Raw genomic sequence first — 24,668 nt, 5'->3', positions numbered from 1 at the left:
CGATAGGGCCATATTTGCCCACAAGGAAGAACGCAGGCAGAATCGTGGCCTTTCCATAGCGGCGCCCCGGCGCCTGCCACACGATGAAACGTCTGCTTCTGCCCTTGCTCCTCTGCTCCGCCCTCGCCCACGCCGCTCCCTTTTATGACGGCAAGAGCCTCGCCCATCCCGCCATCAGCGCGTCGCAGGACAGCGGCCTCGATATCGCCTTCCTCAAGGAAAAGGAAGGCGTGAATGGCTATTACTGCGAGTGCAAGAGCGACAGCGCGAAACCCATCCTGCTCGACCAGTTCGGCAACGCCGTCATCCGCTCCGTCTTCTACGCCGCGCTGGACAAGGAGGCGGACGGCAGCGTGCAAACCATGCTGGTGCTGTTCCGCCAGGGTGACAGGAATGGCTTGCGCGCCTACCGCTACCACCGCAGTTCCGGCAAGTACCGGCGCCTGGACGGACTCCAGCCGGCCCTGAACCGCATCGTGGCGCAAAGCGCCAGTCCCAACGCGGGCCAGGTCAAGGCGGCGCTGGCGAAACTGGCGCCGATGGACTACAGCGTCGCCCGAGGCAAGAGCGACAATGCGGACTTCGACGCCATCGACCATACGCAAGGCACCATCGTCGGCTACTACAGCGATGACGGCAAGCCCGTGGCGGCCGGTGCCAAGGACGCCATCACCTACAAGAAAACCTTCCAGAAAAAAGGCGATCACTACCTGACGGCCAGCTACACCCTGTACAGCGACGCGGGCGCCGGCATCCTGCCCAATTACCGGCTGTGGCAAGTGACGTGGGAAACGGCGCCCAGGCAATTCATGGGCAGCGAGGACGGCCCGTCCGTCATCTACAGCCTGGCCTGGGATGACGGCTCGGTGGTCGAACGGGGCCAGTACGTGAAAGGCAAGCGCCAGGGCTTGTGGGTGCGCGAAGGCATGCACGAAGGCAGCGTCAAGGGCCATTACGTCAACGGCCTGCAGGAAGGCATGTGGTATTTCAACTATCCGAAGCAGGGCGAGAGCGGCATGTACAAGGCCGGCAAGCGCGAAGGCCGCTGGATCGTGGTCAACTACGCCGATGCGGAGGAAGTGACGGGGTTCGACACCTACGCGGGCGGCCAGCTGAATGGCCCGCATGAACGCAGCATGGGCGGCAAGGTGCAAACGCGCGGCAACTACGTCGATGGCACGCGCCATGGGCCATGGATCACGCAAGACGGTGATGGCAACTTCATCGAAGGCTTGCGCGACGGGCCGTGGAAACTCAAGCTCAAGGACAAGGCCACGCAAAGCGTCACTTTCGTGAAAGGCAAGAAACAGGGCGAGGCGCTGGACAGGGATGCGCAAGGCGCGCTGCGCCAGCGCGACCATTACCAGGCCGGCGTGCTCGAAGGCGCGCGCACGCGCTACCTGGGCCCGCCCGGCAAGGAATACGTGGTCTACACGGCCACCTACCGCAACGGCCAGCTCGATGGGCGCGAGCAGGCGTTCGATGACAGCGGCAAGATCCTGCGCCTCGATACCCTGTGGGACAACGGCAAGAAGCAGGGCCTGGACGCGCGCTACTACCCGAATGGCAAGCCGGAGCGCCTGGCCGTCGTCGACCAGGGTCGCCTGCTCACCCATCTGCGCGAATATTATGAGGACGGCCAGCTGCTCAACGACATCCACCGCTGCACCTTCAAGGAGGACGGCAGCACGCGCGACGACGTGTGCGAGTACCACCACATGTACTACCCGGACGGCAGCCCGCAGTACTACTACGCCTTCCAGTACGGCCAGCGCCAGGAAGGATACGAGAACTACCCGAACGGCAAGCGCAAGAATGAACTGCTGGTCGACCGCGCCGCCGACACCTCCGTCTTCAACGCGTATTACGAAAGCGGCCAGCTCAAATGCACGGAGCCGCGCAGCGGCCACAGCACGCGCACGGTGAACGGCCAGGCCATGATCAGCTACGCCTCGGCCGACCGCGATGGCGACAATATCTGCTACCACCCGAACGGCAAGGTGGCCAGCATCTATACCTTCCGCAAGCGCGTGCTCGTCGAGTGCGGCAAGCGCTACGACGACACGGGCAAGCAGACCTTCCCCGGACCGGAAGGCTGCCCGCCCCCCAGGCAAGTGACCTACCCCATCGGACTGTGACAATGAGGGACACCCCACAGCCGCAGCGCATCCACAATCCGGCCAGCATCGATGCGGCCGCCCTGCGCGCCGCCATCGCCAAGGACGGCAAGGTCATCGTGCAGTTCGGCGAACACGTTGATGCCACACCGCTGCTGGCGGACCTCGATGCGCTGGCGGCCGCCTGCGGCGCGGCGCTGGAAATCCGCTTCTTCGGCCATCACTTCACGCCGTTCGACGCGGCCATCCTGCGCGCCCTGCCGCATGCGGCCAACCTGTCGCTCGACTGCCATACCAGCGCCATCAACCTGCAGACGCTGGGCGAGCTGCCGCACCTGCGGCGCTTGCAGCTGGGCGTCTACGAGATGCAGGAACACGACATCCTGGCGCTGGCGAACCTGCGCACGCTGGAGTATCTGAGCCTGGGCGAGACGCGCAAGGCCAGCATCGACCTGGCGCCGCTGCGGCACTGGCCACGACTGGCGCAGCTGCATACCACGGGCCATGTGAAAAACATCGGCGCCATCACGGCCCTGCCCGCGCTGGCCAAGCTGTCGCTGTCGCAGGTCAAGAGCAGGGACGAGGTGGACTTCATCAGCGCCATGCCGGCACTGGCGCAGCTGCGCTTCATCCTGGGCGGACGCGCGTCGATCGCCCACGTCACGGCGCCGCTGCTGGAGGAACTGGAAGTGGTGCGCGTGCGGGGGCTGGAAGACGTGGGCGACCTGGGCCGCTTTCCCCGGCTGCGGCGCCTGTCGGTGGAAGACCAGATCAAGCTTGCGCAACTGCGGCTGGGTGAGAATCCTGCGCTGGCGTGGCTGGTGCTGCGCAACTGCAAGACCCTGGAGCGCCTGCACGGCGTGGCCAGCCTGCCCGCCCTGCGCGACCTGGCCGTGTACCTGACGCGGCTCGACGTCGATGCGCTGCTGGCCGACGGCCTGCCGCCGGCACTGCGGAACCTGACCCTGGCGACGGGAAAAAGAAAGCGCGATGAAGAGATCAAGGCGCAACTGGCAGCGCTGGGCTACGCCAGCGCGCGCTTTTACTGACCGCCGCGGCTGACGTCAGCGGCTGGCCGCCAGCTTGCGCTGCCACAGTGCCACGTCGATCATGACGCCGTCCGTGCCCGTGTTGCGGATGTAGACGCGGTAGCTGCCCCGCCCCATGTCGCCATCGAGGTAGGCGGTGCGCTCGTTGCGCTGCACGCGGGCTCCCTTGGCCAGCTGGCGGTAGCGCTCCACCACCGTGTCGAAACTGGCGTAGCTGCGCAGCGCCACTTCCAGGTCGCGCGGCGGACGGCCTTCCGCCTGGTCCAGCACATTGTTCTGCTTTTTTCCCTTCAGCGTGAGCGGATAGGCAAACACGCCGGCGCCGGCCGAGGTCAGCACCGTGGATTTGTCGAGCAGCAGCGGCAGCAGCGCCGGCGGGAACGCGGGCGGCAGCTGGGCGCGGTTCCAGCCCGGCAGCGGCGGCTGCGCCAGCACATATTCGACCGTGGCGATCTTCTGCCCGTCGGCCCCCGTTTCCCTGTCGCCCGCGATCAGCGCCAGCATGGGCGGCAGCTGCCTGGCCCAGGCCAGCAGGGGCGCCGCCTCGCCGACCAGCATGCCCTTGCGGTGAAACACCGTCAGCACCGTCGTCGGATCGGGATTGCAGACCTTCGCCAGCGGCTGGCCCTCCAGGTGGCAATGGCCGTTGACGAGGCCAAAGGCGATGATGGCGCCGCGCTTGTCGAGCAGCATGGCGCCCCGTTCGCGGCCCTGGTTGCGGTCATTCATCGACGCCAGCAACTGGCGGCCGTCGGGCAGCACGCTGCGCGTGGCGTCGCGCTTTTCACTGATGGCTTCGAGCGCCTGCGCCAGCAGCAGTTCATCGTCTTCCGTGTAGCTGCCGCGCGCATAGCCAAAGAAATCGAACAGGGCGGCGCGCACCTGCGGATCTTCGCTCAGGCGCGGCAAGGGGCCGCCCGTCAGCAGCGACGCCAGGCTTTTCGCGGCGGCCGGCGCCGCCGGACCGGCAGTGGCGCTGGCCGGCTGCGCAAGGATGCTGGCGGCCACCAGCAAGGCGCCGCCCAGGGAACGGTAAGTCGGTAAAGTGATATGCATGTTTCTGTCTGCCCGGGATCTACCCGTTATTCCGGCCACGCGTGGCGCGTCGGTGATTCTAGCATGGCGCCAGCGCGCATGCCGTGCGCCAGGCGCGCGCTATGCGGGCGCCACGGGCTGCTATGATGGCCGCGATGACGACACCTGACCACGCCCCTGCCCTGCTTGTCCTCCTGCCCGGCATGGATGGCACGGGCCGGCTGTTCCAGCGTTTTGACGCGGCCCTGCGCGCGCGCGCGGACATCGCCAGTCTCGCCATCGCCTACCCGGCAGTGCCGCTCGATTATGCGCCCCTGGAAGCGTTCGTGCGCGACCGCCTGCCGCAGGATCGCCCGTTCGTCGTGCTGGCCGAATCGTTTTCCGGGCCGCTGGGGGCAGCTTTGCGCGCCGATCCGCCGCCCGGCATGCGCGCGCTGATCCTGTGCTGCTCCTTCGTGCGCAACCCGCGCCCGATGCTGGCGCCGCTGCGCCACCTGCTGGGCTGTGTGCCCTTCGGCGCCCTGCCCGGCTTCGCCCTGCGCCAGGCGCTGCTGGCGCCGTATGCGACGCCGGCCCTGCAGGCGGAACTGGCGGCGGCGCTGGCGCAAGTGCCGCCCCACGTGCTGCGCCAGCGCCTGCGCGCCGTGCTGGAAATACGCGAAAAGGACGCCTCGCGCAGCTTCGCACGCGGCAGCCTGCCCGTGCTGTATCTGCGTGGCCGCCACGACCGCCTGGTGCCACCGGCGAACGCCGCGCAGATACTGCGCCTGGCAGCGGGCGCGCAGCTGGCCGACATCGCCGCGCCGCACATGCTGCTGCAGGCGGCGCCGGATCCGGCCGCCGACGCGGTGGCCGCTTTCATTGCGGGCCTGTCAGCCGCGCAGGTATCCACTTAGGCGCGCGCTGGCCAGCACGGCCAGCCAGCTCAAGCCGGCCGACAGCACGCTGAAGTAGATGGCGCGCAGCGGATGCTGCGGCAGCAGGTAAGCCAGCACCGCTGCGCCCAGCACGCCGCACAAGACCGGCTTGACCCGGCCATCGGGCAGCAGCGCCAGCAGCAGATTCGTGCCCGCATACACATAGAACACCAGCAGCAGGGCCAGGCCGCCCGCCACGCCGCGCGAGCCGAGGCTGCCGAACAGCTGCGTGTACAAATAAAACCCCAGCCAGCTCAAGGCGATAAACAGCAGGCAGCCCAGCGCATGCGCGCCCAGGCCCGCCATCAGGCGAATTTTCACGGTTGCTTGAGTACCGGAATGAAGCGGTGGCCGCAGGCATGGCACATGAAGGTACGCGCATACTTTTCCTGCAAGGCGGCGGCCTCCTTGTCCCAATTGGCGACGAAGGACGTTTGCGACAAGGCGATGGAGGCGCCCCCCCCTGCCACGAAGATCCAGAACAGGCCATTTGCGCCAGCCTGGTAAAAGACGACGGCGGCGATGACAAAAATGATCACGCCCAATACGATCAGCCCCACCTTCTGGTGGGTCTGCATCGTCGGCCCGGCGGCCTGGCGCGACAACAAGGTCTGGCTGCGCGTATGCGCATGACCGTGGATGAAATCACCATCGATCCTGCCCGAGATATGGGTAGAGGTGCCGGAAATGCCGGAGGCATGCACCATGGAGAGACGTTGAATATTGGAACTGTCACATGCCGGACAATGCGCCATTGCTATTCCCATAAAATAAAATAATCGCGCACTGTAGCATAAAAAAAGCCGGCCCTTTCATGACGAAAGGGCCGGCTTGATGACGTTTACAGCTAAGCGATTACTTCGCCGAATTGAGCAGCAATTCGTTGAGGCGTTTCACGAAGCTGGCCGGGTCGGCCAGCGAACCGCCTTCGGCCAGCATGGCCTGGTCGAACAGGATGTTGGCCCAGTCGCCGAACTTGCCGCCTTCCGCATCTTCATACTTCAAACGCGTCACCAGCGGGTGGTTCGGATTGATTTCCAAAATCGGCTTCGATTCCGGCGCGCTCTGGCCCGCCGCCTTCAGCATGCGCAGCAGGTTGCCCGACAATTCGTTCTCGTCGGCCACCAGGCAGGCTGGCGAATCGGTCAGGCGGAACGTCACGCGCACGTCCTTGGCCTTGTCGGCCAAGACGGTCTTCATCTTGCCCACCAGGTCGGCGTACGAGGTTTCCGTTTCTTCGTGCTCTTTCTTTTCCGCTTCGTCTTCCAGCGCGCCCAGGTCCAGGCCGCCCTTGGCGACGGACACCAGTTCCTTGCCTTCGAAGTCCTGCAGGAAGGACAGCATCCATTCATCGACGCGGTCCGTCAGCAGCAGCACTTCGACGCCCTTCTTGCGGAAGATTTCCAGGTGCGGGCTGTTCTTGGCGGCGGCGTAATTGTCGGCCGTGACGTAATAAATCTTGTCCTGGCCTTCCTTCATGCGCGCCACGTAGTCGGCGAACGAGGTGATTTGCTCGTCGCTGTCGTTGGCCGTCGAGGCAAAGCGCAGCAGCTTGGCCAGGCGCTCCTTGTTGGCCGCGTCTTCGCCGATGCCCTCTTTCAGCACCTGGCCGAATTCCTTCCAGAAGACGGCGTACTTGTCCTTCTTCTCCTGCTCGTCCGCGTTCGCCAGTTCTTCCAGCATGCCCAGCACGCGCTTGGTCGAGCCTTCGCGGATGACTTTCACGTCGCGCGATTCCTGCAGGATTTCACGCGACACGTTCAGCGGCAGGTCGGCCGAATCGATCACCCCGCGCACGAAGCGCAGATAGGTTGGCATCAGCTGCTCGGCATCGTCCATGATGAAGACGCGCTTGACGTATAGCTTGATGCCGCCGCGCTTGTTGCGGTCCCACATGTCGAACGGCGCCTTGGCCGGGATGTACAGCAGCTGCGTGTATTCGCTGCGACCTTCGACGCGGTTATGCGTGTGCGCCAGCGGCGCCTGGAAGTCGTGCGACACGTGCTTGTAAAACTCGTCGTACTGTTCCTGCGTGATGTCGGCCTTGTTGCGGGCCCACAGGGCGCTGGCCTGGTTGACGGTTTCGTACTCGTCCTTCAGGACGGTTTCTTTTTTCTCTTCGTCCCACTCTTCCTTCTGCATCACGATCGGCAGCGAGATATGGTCCGAATACTTGCGGATGATGGACTTGATCTTCCAGCTCGACAGCAATTCATCCTCGCCTTCGCGCAGGTGCAGGATGATGTCCGTGCCGCGCGACGGCTTGTCGATGCTCTCGATGCTGTACTCGCCTTCGCCCGCCGACTCCCAGCGCACGCCTTCCGAGGCGTCCACGCCGGCGCGGCGCGTTTCGACGGTGATCTTGTCGGCGACGATGAAGCCGGAATAGAAGCCCACGCCGAACTGGCCGATCAGGGCCGCGTCCTGCTGCTGGTCGCCCGACAGCTTGCCGAAGAATTCCTTGGTGCCCGACTTGGCGATGGTGCCCAGGTGCGAGATCGCCTCGTCACGGGTCATGCCGATGCCGTTGTCGGAAATGGTGATGGTGCGCGCATCCTTGTCGAAGCTGACCTTGATCTTCAATTCGTGATCGTTGCCATACAGGGCATCGTTATCGATCGCTTCGAAGCGCAATTTGTCGGCCGCGTCGGACGCGTTCGAGATCAATTCGCGCAGGAAGATTTCCTTGTTCGAGTACAGGGAATGGATCATCAGATGCAGCATTTGCTTTACTTCAGTCTGAAAACCCAGGGTTTGCTTTTCGGAGACAGCCATTTTTACCTCATAGTCTTGTGGATGGGACGGATTTGATGAAGTTGGGGATTATATAAGCGATTTCAAGGCGTCTTTGCAGCAATGTGCGGGTGGAGTGGCTGCACCGGCATCCGGGCTGCGCAGCATCGTGCACCGACGCCCGGCGGCTGGTGTGACGGCGGCCATAGTAAAATCGATAACAAAACGACCTCATCAATTGAGCGGCTTGCAAGCAGCATCGGCATTAATATTGATTTTCTACCATCAAACAGGAGGAGACCGTCGTGAAACGCCTATCCATGCTGTCCGTTCGCACCTGCACGCCGCCGTCCATGGCGAGCTCCCGTCGCACACCAACCACGGCGCCTGCGGCTCCCGAAAAGTCCGTCACTGCGCGTCAGCGCAAGACCATGATGCAGGCCGCGCGAACCGGGATCTTGGCTGGCCTGCTGGCACTGCCCGCCATGGCCCAGGCGACCGTCATCGAATTCAGCGTGAGCGGCATCGTCGCCCAGGGGGTGGACGAACTGCACCTGTTCTCCGATTACGGGGAATCGCTGGTCGGCAAGCCATATACGATGAAATTCCTGCTCGATACGGCCACGCTCGCAGAGAGCCAGTCCGGCAACATCCATGGCGCCAGTAACTCGACCAATGGCGCCCCCGTGTATTTTTCCGGCGAGATCACGATGGGCAGCCGCCGTTACAACTGGACTCTCGATCCTGACGGCTACGCCAGCATGTATTTGCTACCGACGAGCAATATCATGATGCAGAGTTCCGGTGGCTACGGCTTCGGGCAGTACAAGGTGTCGTCCATGCTCGACGTGTCCGCCGGCGGCTCGACACCTTATTTTGACACCGCGGAGTTTGAACAGCGCATCGAATTCAAGGATTTCGTCGACCCCTGGGGCTACAGTTCCGAATTCCAGCTGACGTATACCGCGCCGCGCTATCCGGACGACCATGGCGCTTACGTCGCCAAGACCAATTTTGTCGGCACCGGCACCTACGCCCTTTGGCAAGTACGCGAGGTGCCGGAACCGGGACAAGTCGGCATGCTGCTGGCCGGCGCGGCCCTGCTGATAGGCGTGGCGCGCCGGGAGCGCCGCCGCGCCTGAGCATCGGACGGCGGCTGCGCGCAACCAGGCGCTATCTCGCCGACTTGTTCAGAGCGGATGGGACGGCGCCGCCCGCCTACCCCAGCGCGCGCTCAAAAAAACGCCAGACCCGCTCGTCCTGCACGGTGGCCAGGTTCAGGCGCATGAAGCTGGACGGCAGCTGGCGCGGCGAGAACAGGCTGCCCGGCCCCAGCACCAGGCCTTCGGCCAGCGCCTTTTCAGCCAATACATTCGTGTCGCAGCCCGCATCGGCCCAGATGAACATGCCGGCCGGCGCCGCATCGAAGCGCAGGCCGGCCCGCTCGGCGCGGCGGTAGGTACCGTCGCGCACCTTGTCCAGGCGCGCGCGCAGGCGCTCGGCGTGCTTGCGGTACAGGCCCTGCGAGAGGATTTTATACACGACCCGCTCGCCGATGTCGCTGGTGGTGAGCGTTGCCAGCATCTTGCGGTCGGCCAAGCGCTGCGCCCGCTCCTTTGAGGTGGCGATGAAGCCGACGCGCAGATTGGCCGACAGGCTCTTGGAAAAGCCGCCCAGGTAGATCACGCGGCGCAGCTGGTCCAGCGCGGCCAGGCGCGTGGCCGGCTGCGCCGCGCCACCGGGATGCATGTCGCAATAGATATCGTCCTCGACGACGAGAAAGTCGTGCTGCTCGGCCAGGCGCAGCACCTGGAAGGCCTTGGCCGCCGACAGCGAGGTCGAACTGGGATTGTGCAGCACCGAGTTGATCACGTACAGCTTGGGACGGTGCACGGCCGCCAGTTGCTCCAGCATGGCGATATCGGGACCGTCTTTCAAGCGCGGGATGCCGATGACTTGCACGCCCATGGCGGCAAACGCGCCGAACATCAGCCAGTAGGCGGGATCGTCGACGAAAATGCAGTCGCCGGGACGGGCGAACTCGCGCGCCACCAGGTCCAGCGCCTGCATCACGCCCACCGTGGTCACGATCTGCTCGGGCGGACAGGCGATTTCCAGGCCCGCCAGTTTCAGCTGCAACTGCTGGCGCAGCGGCAAAAAGCCCTGCGGCGCGCCATAGCCGAGCAACAAATTGCCGGGCTGGCGGCTGACATCGCGCAAGGCGCGCGCCACCAGGTCGCCGTCCAGCCATTCGGCCGGCAGCATGCCGGTGCCGGGCGCGGGGATGGCCGGCGTCTGGCGGAACATATTGCGGATCAGCCAGACGACATCCATCGGCTGCGCGCCCGGCTCCAGCGCGCCAGGCGGCGGCGCCGGCGTGTTCAGCGGCGAGCGCTCGCGCACGAAAAAGCCGGCGCCGCGCCGCGACTCCAGGTAATCGCGCGCCACCAGCTTGTCGTAGCTGGCGACTACCGTGGCGCACGACACGTTCATGCTGGCCGCGCACTGGCGGATCGACGGCATGCGCGCGCCGCCGCGCAGCAGCTTGTCGTCGATCCGCGCCGCCAGCGAGCGGACGATCTGATCGATCAGGGTTTCGCCCGAGGCGCGCGACAGCAGAGGCAACGCTGGTGCTGCGGGTGTATTGCTCATATGACCATGACAGTATGGGAAATTATGCGTTGAAGTGTATTTGTACTGTACTGCTATTCGACTCTAGGATAGCAGTACACGGCAGATTAATCCATGCCCGTGCAGCCCCTATCGCCCGTACCAGGAAACCCATGCCATCGCACACCAGCCCACGCACCATCGGCGCAGCCGCCCTCCCCGCCAGCCGGCCATCCCGCCTGCGCGACGACCGCAAGGGCCTGCTGCTGGGCCTCATCGCCGTCGCCCTCTTCAGCCTGACCCTGCCCTTTACGCGCCTGGCGGTGGCCGAACTCGATGCCACCTTCGTCGCCCTGGGCCGCGCCCTGGTGGCCGCCAGCCTGGCCGGCATCTGGCTGTGGCACCAGCGCGCGCCGCTGCCACGGCGCGAGCAATGGCTGCCGCTGGCGTGCGTGTCGCTGGGCTGCGTGCTGGGTTTCCCCTGGCTGACCTCGATCGCCATGCGCAGCCTGCCCGCCTCGCATGGCGCCGTGCTGGTCGGCATCCTGCCGCTAGCCACGGCCGTGTTTGCCGTCATGCGCGGTAAGGAACGTCCCTCGCCCGGTTTCTGGCTGATGGCCATCATCGGCACGGCGCTGGTGGTGGCCTTCGCGCTGCGCCAGGGCGGCGGCAGTTTTCACTTGGCCGATGTGCTGATGTTCGCCGCCGTGCTGCTGGGCGCGCTCGGCTATGCGGAAGGCGGGCGCCTGGCGCAAGCCATGCCGGGCCAGCACGTGATTTCCTGGGCCCTGCTGCTGGCCGTGCCGTTTATCTTGCCCGTGGTGCTATGGAATGCGTGGCCGCAGCGCGCGCTGATGGCGCAGGCCAGCGGCGCGGCCTGGCTGGGCTTTGCGTATATCTCCGTGTTTTCCATGTTTATCGGCTTCTTTTTCTGGTACCGCGGCATGGCGCTGGGCGGCGTGGCCCGCGTGGGACAGACGCAGCTGCTGCAGCCTTTCCTCACCCTGGTCGGCGCCGCCGTCCTGCTGGGAGAGCCATTGACGACGGACAGCCTGCTGTTTGCCGGCGCCGTGATCGCCGTGGTGGCGGCCGGGCGCAAGCTGAAATAACGGCGCATTGACGCCCGTTTGCAACGCCGCGACGCGTGCGGATGGGCAGACCGGCTGGCAAGCCGTACAATACCGCAGCACCATGGCGGCGCCTATCCGGCGCCGCTTGCGCAAGCACCGCCACAAGCGGGCCAACAAAACCAGCCGGCGCAGCTCGGCATCTTCCGTGAGACTCGTATGAAAATTGAAAATCCGAATCCGATCCAATGGCGCTTTGCCGAACGCGCGGAACAGCTGCAAAGCTCGTTCATCCGCGAAATCCTGAAGATCACGCAGCGCCCTGAAATCATCTCGTTTGCCGGCGGCCTGCCCTCGCCCGCCACCTTCCCCGTCGAGGAAATGAAGACGGCCTTCGACAAGGTCCTGTCGAACAACGGCAAGGTGGCCCTGCAATACGGCCCCACCGATGGCTACCTGCCGCTGCGCCAGTGGATCGCCGACTCGCTCTCGAGCCAGGGCAGCACGATCGCGCCGGAACAGGTGCTGATGACGTCCGGCTCGCAGCAGGCGCTGGACTTGCTGGGCAAGGTCCTCATCGACGAAGGCAGCAAGGTTTTGGTGGAAACCCCCAGCTACCTGGGCGCCCTGCAGGCGTTTTCCGTCTACCGTCCCGAATTCGTTTCCGTCGATACCGATGACGAAGGCCTGGTGCCGGCGTCGATCGACCCCGTCGCCGACGGCGCGCGCCTGTTGTACGCGCTGCCGAACTTCCAGAACCCGACTGGCCGCAGCCTGTCCGTGGCGCGCCGCGTGGAACTGGTGGAAACCTGCGCCCGCCACGGCCTGCCGCTGATCGAGGATGATCCGTACGGCGCCCTGAGCTACAGCGGCGAGCCGTATCCGAAGATGCTCAACATGCATCCCGATGGCGTGATCTACATGGGCTCGTTCTCGAAAGTGCTCACGCCCGGCATCCGCCTCGGCTACGTGGTGGCCCCGCCGCCGCTGGTGCGCCGCCTGGAACTGGCCAAGCAGGCGGCCGACCTGCACACCTCGCAACTGACGCAGATGGTGGTGCACGAGGTGATCAAGGATGGCTTCCTGGAGCGCCACATCCCCAGCATCCGCAGCCTGTACGGCAACCAGTGCCAGGCCATGCTGTCGGCCCTGGAAGAACACTTCCCCGCCGGCGTCAGCTGGACCCGGCCGGAAGGCGGCATGTTCATCTGGGTCACCCTGCCGAAACATATCGATGCGATGAAACTGCTCGATGAAGCCATCGCCAACAAGGTGGCCTTCGTGCCGGGCGCGCCGTTCTACGCCAACACGCCGGAAACGCACACCCTGCGCCTGTCGTTCGTGACGGTGCCGCCGGAACGCATCCGTGAAGGCATCGCCATCCTGGGCAAGCTGATCGCCGCAAAAATGTAATCCTCCGCTCCCCGCCCCGCCTTCCGCGGGGCGCACCGGCTGCCCGAGGCGCCAACGGGCACGCGTCTTTTTCCCTTAAAAACAGTCTTCACAGCAACAACTTCGTGTATTTATTTTTAAAAATAGTATAAAAATAATGGTTTACCGCGTCTTTGAACGTCGATTTTTCACCCAAGGAATTGGCGAAGCGGTATGATTTGGCCGAAGTAGCAGACCAAGCAACCCGGTCAGCCTTTGACTACACGTGTACATGCGCTCATGGTCCGCGGTCTGCGGCCTGGCCAACACTCCTGGCGCTATCCTGCCCGACCGCCACGTGCGGGCGCGGCTTGCCGGGGTTCGGCATCACCGAAAGTGCAGCAAACGCTGGCCTCGCGCAGCACATCCGAAAAGGCCGGTAGCAATGAGTCCAGGCAGTGTGGGGTCTTCCCAACGGCGCGAAGCCGCCATTTTGATTGTCGATGATGCGCCGGCCAACCTTGAGCTGCTGCGCAAGCTGATGAGCGAACAGGGGTACCAGACCTATGTCGCCACCTCCGGCGAACGGGCGCTGGCGATCGCCCAGCGCGCCCATCCCGACCTGATCCTGCTCGATGTGCTGATGCCGGACATGGATGGCATCGAAACCTGCCGCCGCCTCAAGCAGCATCCGCTGACGCATCGCATTCCCGTCATCTTCATGAGCGCCAAGACGGAAACGGAAGACGTGGTGGCCGGCTTCGACTGCGGCGCCGTCGACTACATCAGCAAGCCGCTGCGCATGGCCGAAGTGTGCGCCCGCGTGCGCGCCCAGCTGCAAATCCGCAGCAACAATGAAACCCAGCAGGAACAGGCCGAGCGCCTGCGCACCATCGTCAACAACATGGCCGAGGGCTTGCTGATCATCGAGGCCGATGGCCGCATCCAGTACACCAATCCGGCCTGCGACGAATACCTGGGATACCGTGAGAACGAACTGGCGGGGCGCTCCATCGGCGAGCTGCTCAGCCCTCTCGTGACGCAGGAATACCTCGATTACTTCGCCATGTACGCGGCCAATCCGGACACGGCGCACAACCACGGCACGCGCGAAGTGGCGATCCGCCACCGCAATGGCGAAGCGCTGAGCATGGACCTGACCCTGACGCCCATGTATCTGCGCCAGCCCCTGTATATCGGCTTGCTGCACGACATCACGCACCACAAGCAGTCGGAAGACGCGCTGCAGCGCGCCGCGTATCTCGACCCGCTGACAAAGATCGCCAACCGCCGGCATTTCGACAGCTTCCTGGAAAAGGAATGGCAGCGCGCCGTGCGCGGCGGCAGCGCCCTGTCGCTGGTGGTGCTCGACGTCGACCACTTCAAGCTGTACAACGACAGCCTGGGACACCCGGCTGGCGACAGCTGCCTGCAGCAGGTGGCGCAGGCGATCGCCTCGCACGCCAGCCGCCCTGGCGACCTGGCGGCGCGCTACGGCGGCGAGGAATTCGTGCTGCTGTTCGCCGACACGGACGCGGCCAGCGCCCTGGCCCTGGCCGAGTCCATCCGCGCGCATGTCGAAGCGCTGCAGCTGCCGCATCCGCGTTCCGCCACCTCGCCCTGGATCACCGTCAGCATCGGCGTGGCCACCATCGAACCGCACCAGCTGGACGACCGCAAGGCGCTGTTCGTCGCCGCCGACCGCGCCATGTATGTGGCCAAGGAAGGGGGACGCAACCAGGTGCGCGCCACGCACTCGGGCAGCGCGGCCTGGGAGACGGTCAAGGCGATCGTACTGCGCTAAAGCTTAAGGGAACATGCAACGGACCGGGAGTAGGCCCAAGTCACAAAAAATGGCACTCCGGGCCAAGCGGGCCTGAAAAATGTCGAGGGCAAGGCGCAGCGACGCAGACAGTACGCAAGTACGGCAAGGAAGCTGCAACGCCGCCATCGGCATTTTCTCAGGCCCGCGTCTCCGGCCCGCTATTCCTAAAATTAATCAAAACTTCCTCGACACGCTCAGCTTCGCATTACGCCCCACGCCAGTGACCGCCTCGCTCAGGTACGGCATGTAATCGCGGTTGAAGACATTGTCCACCGTCAGCCGCACTTCCGTGCCGCGCCAGATGCCCTGCTTGCCATTCCACGACGCGAACAAGGTATGCAGCGCATAGCCTTTCGACGGCGGCAAGCGGTACACATTGCCCACCGGCAGGACGCGGTCCTGTTTGGCCACGAAGCGCCCCTGCCAGCCGATGCTGGCGCCAAGGTCCGGCATGCGCCAGCCCAGGCCCGCCATCAGCTTGTCCGGCGCGATGGTCGACACGGGTTCGTCCTGGCCCCACGGGTCGCGCTGGGAACCGGAGCGCGTGCCGCGCTGCTTCGACAGCGAGGCGCTGGCGAACAGGCGCGGCGAGTTGTAGTAGGACTCGACTTCCACGCCTTCGGTGTGGAAACCGGCCAGGTTGCGGTAGTCCGACAGGGCCGGCGGCACCTTGCCCGAGCCCGGCACATAGCCTTCGATCAGCACGCCCAGGCGCGGGCCGATATTGTCGCTCACCTTGTTGCGGTACGCCGTCAGGCGCAGCTGCACGTCGTCGCGCTCCAGGAAGACGTTCTGGCGATGCAGCATGGCGCCCATGCGCACGGCCGTCACGCGCTCCACGGCCAGGTCGCGGCTGGTGCCCGGCGTCGAGGAACCGAGCTTCGACGACACATAATATTCATTCGAATACATTTCGTCGATGGTCGGCGCGCGCCAGGTGCGGCTCAAGTCGCCGAACAGCGCCACCGCGCTGGACGCCTTCCAGAACAGGCCCAGGCGCGGCGACCAGTCCTCGTGCGCCTTTTCGCTGAAGTCATGGCCCGCCTCGGGCAGCGGGCTGTTGTAGCGCGACGCCTTGTTCGGCACGCCCTCGGAAACCACGCGGTCGTGCCGCAGCGCCGCCGTCACCGTCACGCTGCCGTAGGTCATGGCGTCCTGCAGGTACAGGCCCGTGGTTTCCTGGCGCCCGGCCGGCATGTAGTAGGGCTGGAAGTAGCCGTAGTTATACGTGGGGTCCTTCAACGCCGTCGACGACGGGTAATACATCAGGGTGTCGCGCACGTTCTTGTGCCATTGCAGGCCCGTTTGCAGCACGTGCGACACGGCGCCCGTGGCGAACACGCTTTCGTTGCGCACCTCCATAATGCGGTCGACGTACGACGCCCAGCTCTCGTTGCCCAGGGACCCCAGGTAGGAACCCAGCGAAGCCGATGGCAGGCGCTTGTCATGCTGGTCCGTGTGCGAATAGCCGGCGCTGGCCGTCAGCTTGATCCACGGATTATGCTGCGGCGCGTACTGCCATTTCACGGCGTAGGTGTCGTCGTTCTGGTCGCGGTACACGGCCTTGCGCTGCCACGCTTCCTCCAGGCCGTACTTCCTGATTTCCGCCTCGGTCGGCGTGGGCACGTCCTCGCCCATGGCGGCGAACGGCCCCCAGCCCGTGCTGCCGCTCTTCATCGCCGTCAGGGTCAGCAGCTGCTCCGGCGTCAGCCGGATATTCAGCTTCGCCAGGCTCGATGGCGCGTCGATGGCGGAAAAGCGGAATGGCTTGCCGTCGGGTTTGCGCAAATCGTCCGACTTGCGCTGCGTGGTAAACGCCATCGCATCGAAGCGGCCATCCTCCGTGCGGCCATACACGGCCACGGTGGCATCATTTTCGCCGTTGTTCGAGTGGCGCGAATACTTCACCATGGCGCCGATTTTCTCGTCGCCGTCCAGCATGTCCTGCGCATCCTTGGTCTCGACCGTGATGACGCCGCCGAAACCGCCATTGCCATACAAGCTCGTATGCGCGCCCTTGTTCACTTCGATCTGCTTGATCAGTTCCGGCTCGATGAAGATGGAACCCTGGCGGTATTTTTCAAAGCCCTTGGGCACGCCGTCAAGGATGACCTTCACATCCTGCACCTTGTTGAAGCCCCAGATATTCAGGCTTTGGCCGCTGGGACGGGCCGTGCCGGCCAGGTCCACGCCGGGCAGTGTGTCGAGCAAGGAGGCGACGTTGTCCGCCTGCTGGCGCTCGATGTCGGCGCTGCTGATGTAGGAACGCCCGGCCGTGCCGGCGCTGATGGCATCGCCAAACACGCTGATGGCCGGCAGCAGCGTGGCGTTGTCCGGATTGGCGGCATTGTCGGCCCAGGCGCTGCCGCCCATGCCGCCCAGCGCCAGCGCCAGCGCCGCGGCCATCGGGGTCATTGCGCTGGCGCGCATGCTGTGTTTGCACTTCGTCTTCATTGCTGTCCTTGCTTGCTATTTGCCTGCTGCTGCATGCTTGTGGAATGAGAAAACGCAGGGCAGAGAAAACAGACTGGGCACGATCAAGCGGCGGCGTTGAAGGAAGCGTGGCGGCGGAGCTCTGCCCGCGCGGACACGCCGCCGGCGCGTGGCCGGCGGCGCAGCGCACTCACCGTGGATATATTGCCTTAGTGAAATGCGGGACACATCATAACTTGGATGCGAATGATTCGCAATACGATTTAATCATACCGCTATTCCGGATAGCCCGTGATGGCCGCGATCTCGCGGTACAGCGGCTGCAGCCGCGCGTACATCTTCCGGTACACGCGCCGGTACAGCTGTTCATAGATCTGGCGATGCTCGGGATGCGGCTGGAACACCTTGCCCTTGCGCGTCATGGCTTGCACGGCGGCGGGGAAATCCGCATGCCAGCCCAGGCCCACGGCGGCGGCGATGGCCGCGCCCAGGCCCGAGCTTTCATACACGTGGGCGCGCGCGGCGGGCAGGCCGAAGATATCGGCGGTCAGCTGCATGGCGGCGTCGCTTTGCGAGCCGCCGCCGGCGATGCGCAGCTCCGTGATGGCCACGCCGCTGCGCCGTTCGATACGCTCCTTGCCCTCGCGCAGCGCATACGCGAGTCCCTCCAGGATGGCGCGGTACATGTGCGCGCGCGTATGCACGTCGCCGAAGCCGATCATGGCGCCCTTCGCTTCCGGCCCCGGCACCTTGATGCCGGGACTCCAGTACGGCTGCAGCATCAGGCCCATGGAACCGGGCGGCACGGCGTCGACCAGGCGGTCGAACAGCGCCTCGGCGGAAAGGCCCGTGCCATCCTCGGCGGCAGCCGCCCGTTCGCGGTCGCCGAACTGCTCCTTGAACCAGTTGACCATCCAGTAGCCCCGGAAGATCTGCACTTCCGTGCTGTAGGCGCCCGGCATGGCGGCCGGATACGGCGGAATGAAGCGCGTCACTTCCACATACTTGCGGTTGGTCGTGTTGATGGTGGCCGTGGTGCCGTAGCTCAGGCATGCCACGTGCGGCTCGACGCAGCCGGCGCCCAGCACTTCGCAGGCCTTGTCGGCAGCCGCCGCCAGCAGGGGCGTGCCTTCCGGGATGCCCGTCGCCGCGGCGGCCGATGCCGTGATGGCGCCCATGCGCGTGCCCGGCGTCACCAGTTCCGGCAGCATTGAGCGGCGAATGGCCAGCGCCTGCCACTTCCAGTCGAAGCGCCCGGCCCAGGCGTGGCGCTTGTAGTCGAAGGGGATGTACGCCACCTGCGAACCGGTCGAATCGACGTAGCTGCCGCACAGGCGATGGTTCAGAAAGCCGGACAGCAGCAGGAATTTGTGCGTGCGGCGCCATATCTCGGGCTGCTGCGCCGCGATCCAGTTGATCTCGGCCTCGCGGCGGAAATACGCGATCGTGCCATCGAGGCGCGTGGCGCGGAAGATGGCGCGCCACCACGGCGCCAGGCGGGGAATCTCGCGCGTGCTGCGCTGGTCCAGCCAGGTGATGGCGGGCCGCAGGGGACGCCCCTCTTCGTCCACGTTGACCACCGTGCCGCGCTGCGTGGTGACGGCCACGCCGGCTATCGATGTTTTGGCTATGTCCGTGCCGCGCCACAGCTGCTGGCACGCTTCGCACACGGCGTGCCAGTAGCCGTCGGCGTCATGCTCGGCCCAGCCCGGGTGCTCGGAATAGTATGGTTCCAGGAACACCTGCGCCTTGGCGGCCAACTTGCCGTCCCGGTCGAACAGCAGCGCGCGCACGCTTTGCGTGCCATTGTCGATGGAGAGGATATACGGACCATCGCCCGCCAAGGTCGCCATGACCTATGCCAAGCTGGCCAGCGCGGCGCGCAGCGCCTGCAGCAGCGCCTGCGGATCCTTGTCAGGCCGGGCGCTGAACACGGGCGCTTCCCAGTCCTGCCCGCGCACGGCCACCACGCGCAAGCATCCCTCTTCGCTCCAGGCCGGGTACCAGCCCACGTCGACGATGTCGCCATTCGCGCAGGTGATCTGCAGCAGGTCTTCCCCCAGGTCGTCGACGAGGACGTCCACAGGCTGGCGCAGGTCCAGCGCCGACAGGCTGTCATAGGTGACGCGGGCCTCGCCCAATGCCAGGGACTGGCCAAACAGAATCGTCTCGATGATGCTCTCCTCTTGCGTATTTTTATGGTTTTTCAGTCGCCCTGCGGCACGCTGTAGTGGCGGCGCCACAGGGCCAGGTAGCGTGCCTGTTCTTCCTCCCAGCGCGCATCGTCCCAGCCCAGCTCCGCCTGGCAAATGGCGCGCAGGCGCGGCATGATAGCAAGCGCGCCGCCGGCCAGCTGCAAACCGAGGCGCGTGCGCCGCAGCAGCAGGTCGTCCAAATGCCGTACATCTTCCGTGCGCGCGCCCCAGCGCAGCTGCGCCCACAGGGTCTGCGTGCCCGGTATCGCCGCCAGCTCGCCGTCCGGCGCCGCATCGCACAGGGCCTGCGCGGCCGCGCCATGGCGGCCCAGCAGGCGCGCGCGCTGCTCCGTGTCGAGCGCCAGGGCCTTGCCCGCCAGCGGCGGCGGCGTATCGAAAACAGGCAGCGGGCGCAGATCCGCCTGCCAGCCGGGCAGCAGCGGCGCGGCGCGGCGCAGCGCGTCGAGGGCGATCACGCGGAAGGTCGTCAGCTTGCCGCCCGCCACCGTCAGCAAGCCGTTTTCCAGCCACAGCGCATGTTCGCGCGCTTCCTTCGACGGGTCAAGCTGGCCGCTGTCGATCACGGGACGCACGCCGGCAAACGTGGCCAGTACATCTTTCTGTTCCAGCGCCAGCTGCGGGAACTGCCACTGCAAGGCGGCCAGCAGATAGGCCAGTTCGCCGCGCGTGATGGCGGCCTCGTTGTCCAGGCCGCCGGCATGGTCGACGTCGGTGGTGCCCACCAGGGTCACGCCCTCCCACGGATAGGCGAAGACGGGGCGGCCGTCCTGCGGGTGCATCAGGCTGACGGCCTGCGCCAGCGGCAAACGCCAGGCGGGCAGCAGCAGATGGCTGCCGCGCAGGGGCCGCAGCTTCGGCGGCGCTCCCACCTGCCCGCGCAACTTGTCCGCCCAGGCGCCCGTGGCGCTGATCACCAGGCGCGCGCGCACGGCGGCCGCCGCGCCGTCGAGCGCATCGGTCAAGGCGGCGCCGACGACCTTGCCGCCTTCGCGCAGCAGCGACGCCACGCCCAGGTAATTGACGGCCACTCCGCCATGGCGCCGCGCTTCCTGCAGCACGCGCAGCACCAGGCGCGCGTCGTCCGTCTTGGCGTCCTGGTACAGCATGCCGCCGCGCAGGCCCTCGCGCCGGACGTGCGGCGCCAGCATGGAAAAATCCGCCGCATCGACATAGCGGCGCGCGCGCCGGCCCGCCATCACGTCATAGATGGCCAGGCCCAGCATGAACTGGCGCCGCCCCGGCTTCCTGCCCGGATAGTCGCCAAAGGCGAAGCCCTGCGGCTCGACCAGCCCCGCCGCATCGGCGAGCAGGGCTTGCCGCTCATGCACCGACTCGCGCGTCAGCGCGAACTGGCCCTGCTTCAGGTAACGCAAGCCGCCGTGCACCAGCTTCGAGGAACGGCTCGACGTGCCCCAGGCGAAATCGCGCTGCTCCACCAGCAGCGCGCGCAAGCCGCGCCGTGCCGCTTCCAGCAGGATGCCGGCGCCCGTGATGCCGCCACCGACGATCAGCACGTCCCACTCGCGCGCCAGGACGCCAGGCAGATCCGCCCTGTTCACGATGGGCCTACGGCATCGGGCAGCAGTTTGCCGGGGTTCATCATGCCCTGCGGGTCGAACTGCCGGAACAGCGCGCGCATGGCGGCGATGCCCAGTTCTCCCTTTTCCGCCGCCAGCCACGGCGCGTGGTCCGTGCCCACGCCGTGCTGGTGGCTGATGGTGCCGCCGTTGGCGACGATGGCGGCGCCGGCCGCGTCCTTCAAGCTGCGCCAGCGCGCCATGTTTTCCTCGTACGTGGGCGCCAGGCGGTACACATACGTGGTGTATACGCTGGCGCCCTGCGCGTACACGTGCGACAGATGCGTGTACGCGTGCACCTGCTCGCCGTGCGCGGCCAGCGCATTGGTGCCCGCCCGTTCCAGCGCCGCCATCATGGGGGCCACGCGGGGCCAGTCGACGGCCGTTTCCACCGTGTCGATGACATAGCCATGATCCCAGGCGCCGTTGCGCAGGTAGACATTGCGAAAGCGCCCCTGCTTCCACTTGTCGCCCATGTGCCGTCCCACGTGCACGCCGGCGTGACGCCGCGCCAGCGCCAGGGCGCCGCGCAGGGCCGCGCGCGCCGGTTTTTCCTCTCCGCTGACGCCCACCATCAGCATGCACTTGCCGTCGCCGCAGCCGCGCAGCGACAGATAGCGCTGCAGCAGTCCCACCAGTTTCCTGTGCCCGGCCAGGGTCAGCATGGTCTGCGTTTCGACCGCGTTCGACAGGCGCAGCATGCACAAGGGCAGGCGCGCTTGCGCCAGCGCCCGCACGGCCGCTTGCGCCTGGCCCCAGTCGGCGAAAAACACGGCGTGGAATGCTTCATGGGGCGGCAGCGGCGACACGCGCACCGTGGCTTGCGTCACGATGCCCAGCCGGCCTTCGGATCCCAGCACCATTTCGCGCAGGTCGATGCCGGCCGCCGAGGCGGGAAAGGCGGGGATGCTCAAGGTGCCGGCCGGCGTTTCCACTTCGCCGCCCGCGAACAGCTGTTCGATGCGGCCGTAGCGCAAGGATTGCTGGCCCGACGAGCGCGTGGCGATCCAGCCGCCCAGGGTCGAATACTCGAACGATTGCGGATAGTGCCCCAGGGTGTAGCCCTGCGCGCGCAGCTGCGCTTCCAGGTCGGGGCCATACACGCCCGCGCCAAACGTCGCCAGCTGCGCCTCGCGGTCCAGGTGGCCCAGCGCGGACAAGCGCTGGAGGCTCAGCGCCAGCACGGGGCGCGGCCCCGGCGCCACCGTCAAATGCCCGGCCACGCTGGTGCCGCCGCCATGGGCAATCACGGCCACGCAGGCCTGGCGCGCGTAGTCGAGCAGCTGGCGCACCTGCTGCGCGCTGTCGGGAAAGGCCACGCCGTCGGGCACCGCGCCGATGCGGCCATGGCGCAGCTTGAACCAGTCGGGCAGGCTCTGGCCCAGCGCATGGCGCACGCGCGTGGCAGGCTCGGTGTCGATCAGTGGATGCGGCGCCAGGCGCGAGGTGGGCACCTGCGCGCAGGCGTCGTCGAACGTGGCGTCCACGATGGGACTGCCCGGCCCCAGCCGCGCGCGCAGGAACGCCAGCGCGTCATCACTCAGCGCATACACGATGCGCTCGTCCCCCCAGCCATTCCAGCGTTGCATCGCTTCCCCTCGGTGGTCACAGTTGCGCGCCACGGCGGCTTGCTATACTGTCCTTGTCCAATCAACAGCATATGCCGCCACGCGCCACGGGTATTGGTTTTTCATGACAATCGCATTGTTCCATCATGACACGCACTGACAGCCAGCACGCGCAGGGCCAGGTCGCGGGCGCGTATTTACTGCCGCTGCTGGAAGCGGCCGAGGCGCACGGCATCGCCGCCGCTCCCCTGGCGCTGGCGGCCGGCATGGCGCCGCACAGCCTGGAGGCGCCATCGTCGACGGTGGCCGCGCGCGACTACGTGCGCCTGCTCGACGCGGGCGCGCAACTGGCGGGCGACGCGCATTTCGGCCTGCACGTGGGCCAGCGCGTGCGCATGGGCACGTACAGCGCGTATGGCTTGATTTTGCTCAGTTGCAGCAACGTGGGCCAGGCGCTGGAGCAGACGGCCCGCTACGAACGGCTGGCGCACGAGCTGGGCCGCTCCACCGTGCAGCGCGACGGCGCCGTCGCGCATTACCGCTGGACAAGTAACTACCCGGACGCCAGCCGGCACCTGGTCGACAGCGTCTTCGCCGGTGTCAAAGTCTGCGGCGACTGGCTGGCCGGCATGCCGCTGCCGCCCGCGCAGCTGGCCTTCACCCATGATGGCGGCGGCGCATTGCTGCGCCACGCGGCCCACCGCGACGAATATGTGCGCGTGCTGGGCAGCCTGCCCGCCTTTGGCGCCCCCACCAACACGGCCACCTTCGACGCGCAAGTGCTGGACTGGCCCGTGCCGAACGCCGATGTCAGCCTGTATCCCGTGCTGTGCCAGCATGCGGAACAGTTGCTGGCGCAGCGCCAGGCCGCAACGCAGGCGGGCGGCGGCGCCATCGACGCGCAAGTGCATGCGGCCATCGTGACGGGCCTGCGCCACGGCTCGGCACGGCTGGCCAGCGTCGCCGCCACCCTGGCCGTCACGCCGCGCACCCTGCAGCGCAAACTGGCCGATGCCGGCACCAGTTTCCAGACCCTGCTGGACCAGGCCCGCTATGGCCTGGCGCGCGATTACCTGCGCCAGCCGGGCATGTCGCTGATCGATATCGCCTTCCTGCTCGGCTACCAGGAGCAGAGCGCCTTCAACCATGCGTTCCGTGAATGGGCCGGCACCAATCCCGGCGCCTGGCGCCTTCAGGCACTGCAAGCGAGGCGAGCCGATTGACCGGCGTGCGCGGGGCATGCGCGGCGCGTTTTCTGGCTATACTGGCGTAGGCAAGCTTCCCTCGATCACTCCAACCCGCAATGCAAAGGATTAATATGCAACTCAAGGACAAAGTCGCACTGATTACCGGCGCCGCCAGTGGTATCGGCAAGGAAATAGCTATTGAATACGCGAAACAAGGCGCCAAGGTCGTCATCGCCGACCTGGCCCTCGACGCGGCCAACAAGACGGCCGAGGAAATCCGGCAGTCGGGCGGCCAGGCCTTTGCCGTCGCCATGGACGTCACCAGCGAAGAGCAGGTCGACAAGGGCGTGGCAGATGCGGCCGCCCACTTCGGCGGCATCGATGTGCTGATCAGCAACGCCGGCATCCAGATCATCAGCCCCGTCGTCGACTATCCGTTCGAGCAATGGAAAAAGATGCTGGCCATTCACCTGGACGGCGCTTTTCTCACCACGCGCGCGTGCATGCGCGAAATGATCAAGGCGGGCCGCGGCGGCGCCATCATCTACATGGGCTCCGTGCACTCGCACGAAGGTTCGCCCTTCAAGAGCGCCTACGTGGCCGCCAAGCACGGCTTGCTGGGACTGGCCAAGGTGGTGGCCAAGGAAGGCGCGAAAGACCATATCCGCGCCAACGTCATCTGCCCGGGCTTCGTGCGCACGCCGCTGGTCGACAAGCAAATCCCCGAACAGGCGGCGCAGCTGAAGATCAGCGAAGAAGACGTCATCAAGAAAGTCATGCTGAAAGACACCATCGACGGCGAATTCACCACCACGCAGGACGTGGCGCAAACGGCCATCTTCCTGGCGGCCTTCCCGTCGACGGCCCTGAGCGGCCAGTCCATCGTCGTCAGCCACGGCTGGTATATGCAGTAAGCGCGACGCCCGCCCGCATCGGCTGCGCGGCGCCCCGTGCGGCCTGCGA

Annotated in this window: 19 protein-coding genes; 9 read left to right on the top strand and 10 right to left on the bottom strand. The window is 66.0% G+C overall.

What is annotated here, in order from left to right; translation table 11 throughout:
• Positions 1–83: 83 nt before the first annotated feature.
• The gene (locus BM193_RS18655; protein WP_139176231.1) at positions 84–2,138 is read left to right on the top strand and encodes a toxin-antitoxin system YwqK family antitoxin; all 2,055 of its coding nucleotides are present in this window, start codon (positions 84–86) and stop codon (positions 2,136–2,138) included.
• A gap of 2 nt (positions 2,139–2,140) precedes the next feature.
• Positions 2,141–3,166 carry a leucine-rich repeat domain-containing protein gene (locus BM193_RS18650; protein WP_092799789.1) on the top strand — a complete coding sequence of 342 codons (1,026 nt, stop codon included), beginning with the start codon at positions 2,141–2,143 and terminating at the stop codon, positions 3,164–3,166.
• 15 nt (positions 3,167–3,181) lie between these two features.
• Here the strand turns inward: BM193_RS18650 and BM193_RS18645 are convergent, their stop codons facing one another.
• On the bottom strand, positions 3,182–4,222 hold the full coding sequence (locus tag BM193_RS18645) for a hypothetical protein (protein WP_092799791.1): 1,041 nt from the start codon (positions 4,220–4,222) through the stop codon (positions 3,182–3,184).
• Positions 4,223–4,356: 134 nt separating this feature from the next.
• On the opposite strand from BM193_RS18645, the gene BM193_RS18640 reads away from it, so the two are divergent.
• Positions 4,357–5,097 (top strand): alpha/beta fold hydrolase, encoded by a 741-nt coding sequence (locus BM193_RS18640; protein WP_092799909.1) that lies wholly within the window; start codon positions 4,357–4,359, stop codon positions 5,095–5,097.
• Here BM193_RS18640 and BM193_RS18635 read toward each other — a convergent pair.
• From BM193_RS18635 to htpG, 3 genes are all read right to left on the bottom strand, one after another.
• Positions 5,074–5,439, bottom strand: a complete 366-nt coding sequence (locus BM193_RS18635) for a hypothetical protein (RefSeq protein ID WP_092799793.1) — start codon at positions 5,437–5,439, stop codon at positions 5,074–5,076. The genes BM193_RS18640 and BM193_RS18635 overlap by 24 nt on opposite strands.
• Entirely contained in the window at positions 5,436–5,825 is a 390-nt protein-coding gene (locus tag BM193_RS18630; protein WP_092799795.1) for a hypothetical protein, read from the bottom strand. Before BM193_RS18630 ends, BM193_RS18635 begins: the two co-directional genes overlap by 4 nt.
• Positions 5,826–5,973: 148 nt before the next feature.
• A complete protein-coding gene (htpG, locus tag BM193_RS18625) occupies positions 5,974–7,893 on the bottom strand; it encodes a molecular chaperone HtpG (protein ID WP_092799797.1) in 1,920 nt (639 codons plus the stop codon).
• A gap of 263 nt (positions 7,894–8,156) precedes the next feature.
• Here htpG and BM193_RS18620 point away from each other — a divergent pair, with 263 nt between their 5' ends.
• Positions 8,157–8,993 carry a PEP-CTERM sorting domain-containing protein gene (locus tag BM193_RS18620; RefSeq protein ID WP_139176233.1) on the top strand — a complete coding sequence of 279 codons (837 nt, stop codon included), beginning with the start codon at positions 8,157–8,159 and terminating at the stop codon, positions 8,991–8,993.
• Positions 8,994–9,069: 76 nt separating this feature from the next.
• On the opposite strand, the gene BM193_RS18615 is transcribed toward BM193_RS18620, so the two are convergent.
• A complete protein-coding gene (locus tag BM193_RS18615) occupies positions 9,070–10,503 on the bottom strand; it encodes an aminotransferase-like domain-containing protein (protein WP_254786315.1) in 1,434 nt (477 codons plus the stop codon).
• Between the two features lie 131 nt (positions 10,504–10,634).
• Between BM193_RS18615 and BM193_RS18610 the strand changes: the two genes are divergently transcribed.
• The 3 genes from BM193_RS18610 (at position 10,635) to BM193_RS18600 (ending at position 14,703) form a co-directional block, all read left to right on the top strand.
• Positions 10,635–11,570 carry a DMT family transporter gene (locus BM193_RS18610; RefSeq protein ID WP_254786314.1) on the top strand — a complete coding sequence of 312 codons (936 nt, stop codon included), beginning with the start codon at positions 10,635–10,637 and terminating at the stop codon, positions 11,568–11,570.
• A gap of 177 nt (positions 11,571–11,747) precedes the next feature.
• Entirely contained in the window at positions 11,748–12,941 is a 1,194-nt protein-coding gene (locus tag BM193_RS18605) for an aminotransferase-like domain-containing protein (protein WP_092799801.1), read from the top strand.
• 403 nt (positions 12,942–13,344) lie between these two features.
• Complete coding sequence (locus tag BM193_RS18600; protein WP_092799803.1) at positions 13,345–14,703, top strand: diguanylate cyclase domain-containing protein; 1,359 nt, start codon at positions 13,345–13,347, stop codon at positions 14,701–14,703.
• 195 nt (positions 14,704–14,898) lie between these two features.
• Here BM193_RS18600 and BM193_RS18595 read toward each other — a convergent pair whose 3' ends face one another.
• From BM193_RS18595 to BM193_RS18575, 5 genes are all read right to left on the bottom strand, one after another.
• Positions 14,899–17,154, bottom strand: coding sequence for a TonB-dependent hemoglobin/transferrin/lactoferrin family receptor (locus BM193_RS18595; RefSeq protein WP_175533346.1), 2,256 nt, complete (start codon positions 17,152–17,154; stop codon positions 14,899–14,901).
• A 278-nt stretch (positions 17,155–17,432) separates the two neighbouring features.
• Positions 17,433–19,010 carry an FGGY-family carbohydrate kinase gene (locus tag BM193_RS18590; protein WP_092799807.1) on the bottom strand — a complete coding sequence of 526 codons (1,578 nt, stop codon included), beginning with the start codon at positions 19,008–19,010 and terminating at the stop codon, positions 17,433–17,435.
• A 3-nt stretch (positions 19,011–19,013) separates the two neighbouring features.
• Positions 19,014–19,400, bottom strand: coding sequence for a hypothetical protein (locus tag BM193_RS18585; RefSeq protein ID WP_092799809.1), 387 nt, complete (start codon positions 19,398–19,400; stop codon positions 19,014–19,016).
• Positions 19,364–20,932: a glycerol-3-phosphate dehydrogenase/oxidase gene (locus BM193_RS18580; RefSeq protein ID WP_092799811.1), complete on the bottom strand. Its 1,569-nt coding sequence runs from the start codon at positions 20,930–20,932 to the stop codon at positions 19,364–19,366. The genes BM193_RS18585 and BM193_RS18580 overlap by 37 nt, the downstream gene beginning before the upstream one ends.
• Entirely contained in the window at positions 20,929–22,539 is a 1,611-nt protein-coding gene (locus BM193_RS18575; protein ID WP_092799813.1) for an FAD-binding oxidoreductase, read from the bottom strand. The genes BM193_RS18580 and BM193_RS18575 overlap by 4 nt, the downstream gene beginning before the upstream one ends.
• A gap of 125 nt (positions 22,540–22,664) precedes the next feature.
• On the opposite strand from BM193_RS18575, the gene BM193_RS18570 reads away from it, so the two are divergent.
• Together BM193_RS18570 and BM193_RS18565 are read left to right on the top strand one after the other, a co-directional pair.
• On the top strand, positions 22,665–23,741 hold the full coding sequence (locus BM193_RS18570) for an AraC family transcriptional regulator (protein WP_092799815.1): 1,077 nt from the start codon (positions 22,665–22,667) through the stop codon (positions 23,739–23,741).
• Between the two features lie 95 nt (positions 23,742–23,836).
• Positions 23,837–24,619, top strand: coding sequence for a 3-hydroxybutyrate dehydrogenase (locus BM193_RS18565; protein ID WP_092799817.1), 783 nt, complete (start codon positions 23,837–23,839; stop codon positions 24,617–24,619).
• The last annotated feature ends 49 nt before the right edge of the window (positions 24,620–24,668 follow it).

Origin of the sequence: Janthinobacterium sp. 344 (assembly GCF_900112025.1) — a bacterium.
Lineage (GTDB): Bacteria > Pseudomonadota > Gammaproteobacteria > Burkholderiales > Burkholderiaceae_D > Janthinobacterium.
The sequence above is the reverse complement of the archived record's forward strand: the minus strand, read 5'-3'. Positions and strand labels throughout refer to the sequence as shown.

Excerpts from the sequence above, each read along its gene's own strand:
- BM193_RS18590 (WP_092799807.1), bottom strand. The coding sequence starts at position 19,010 with ATGGCGACCTTGGCGGGCGATGGTCCGTATATCCTCTCCATCGACAAT.
- BM193_RS18640 (WP_092799909.1), top strand. The coding sequence starts at position 4,357 with ATGACGACACCTGACCACGCCCCTGCCCTGCTTGTCCTCCTGCCCGGC.
- BM193_RS18595 (WP_175533346.1), bottom strand. The coding sequence starts at position 17,154 with ATGCGCGCCAGCGCAATGACCCCGATGGCCGCGGCGCTGGCGCTGGCG.
- BM193_RS18645 (WP_092799791.1), bottom strand. The coding sequence starts at position 4,222 with ATGCATATCACTTTACCGACTTACCGTTCCCTGGGCGGCGCCTTGCTG.
- BM193_RS18650 (WP_092799789.1), top strand. The coding sequence starts at position 2,141 with ATGAGGGACACCCCACAGCCGCAGCGCATCCACAATCCGGCCAGCATC.
- BM193_RS18565 (WP_092799817.1), top strand. The coding sequence starts at position 23,837 with ATGCAACTCAAGGACAAAGTCGCACTGATTACCGGCGCCGCCAGTGGT.
- BM193_RS18610 (WP_254786314.1), top strand. The coding sequence starts at position 10,635 with ATGCCATCGCACACCAGCCCACGCACCATCGGCGCAGCCGCCCTCCCC.
- BM193_RS18605 (WP_092799801.1), top strand. The coding sequence starts at position 11,748 with ATGAAAATTGAAAATCCGAATCCGATCCAATGGCGCTTTGCCGAACGC.
- htpG (WP_092799797.1), bottom strand. The coding sequence starts at position 7,893 with ATGGCTGTCTCCGAAAAGCAAACCCTGGGTTTTCAGACTGAAGTAAAG.
- BM193_RS18615 (WP_254786315.1), bottom strand. The coding sequence starts at position 10,503 with ATGAGCAATACACCCGCAGCACCAGCGTTGCCTCTGCTGTCGCGCGCC.
- BM193_RS18630 (WP_092799795.1), bottom strand. The coding sequence starts at position 5,825 with ATGGTGCATGCCTCCGGCATTTCCGGCACCTCTACCCATATCTCGGGC.
- BM193_RS18655 (WP_139176231.1), top strand. The coding sequence starts at position 84 with ATGAAACGTCTGCTTCTGCCCTTGCTCCTCTGCTCCGCCCTCGCCCAC.
- BM193_RS18600 (WP_092799803.1), top strand. The coding sequence starts at position 13,345 with ATGAGTCCAGGCAGTGTGGGGTCTTCCCAACGGCGCGAAGCCGCCATT.
- BM193_RS18570 (WP_092799815.1), top strand. The coding sequence starts at position 22,665 with ATGACACGCACTGACAGCCAGCACGCGCAGGGCCAGGTCGCGGGCGCG.
- BM193_RS18575 (WP_092799813.1), bottom strand. The coding sequence starts at position 22,539 with ATGCAACGCTGGAATGGCTGGGGGGACGAGCGCATCGTGTATGCGCTG.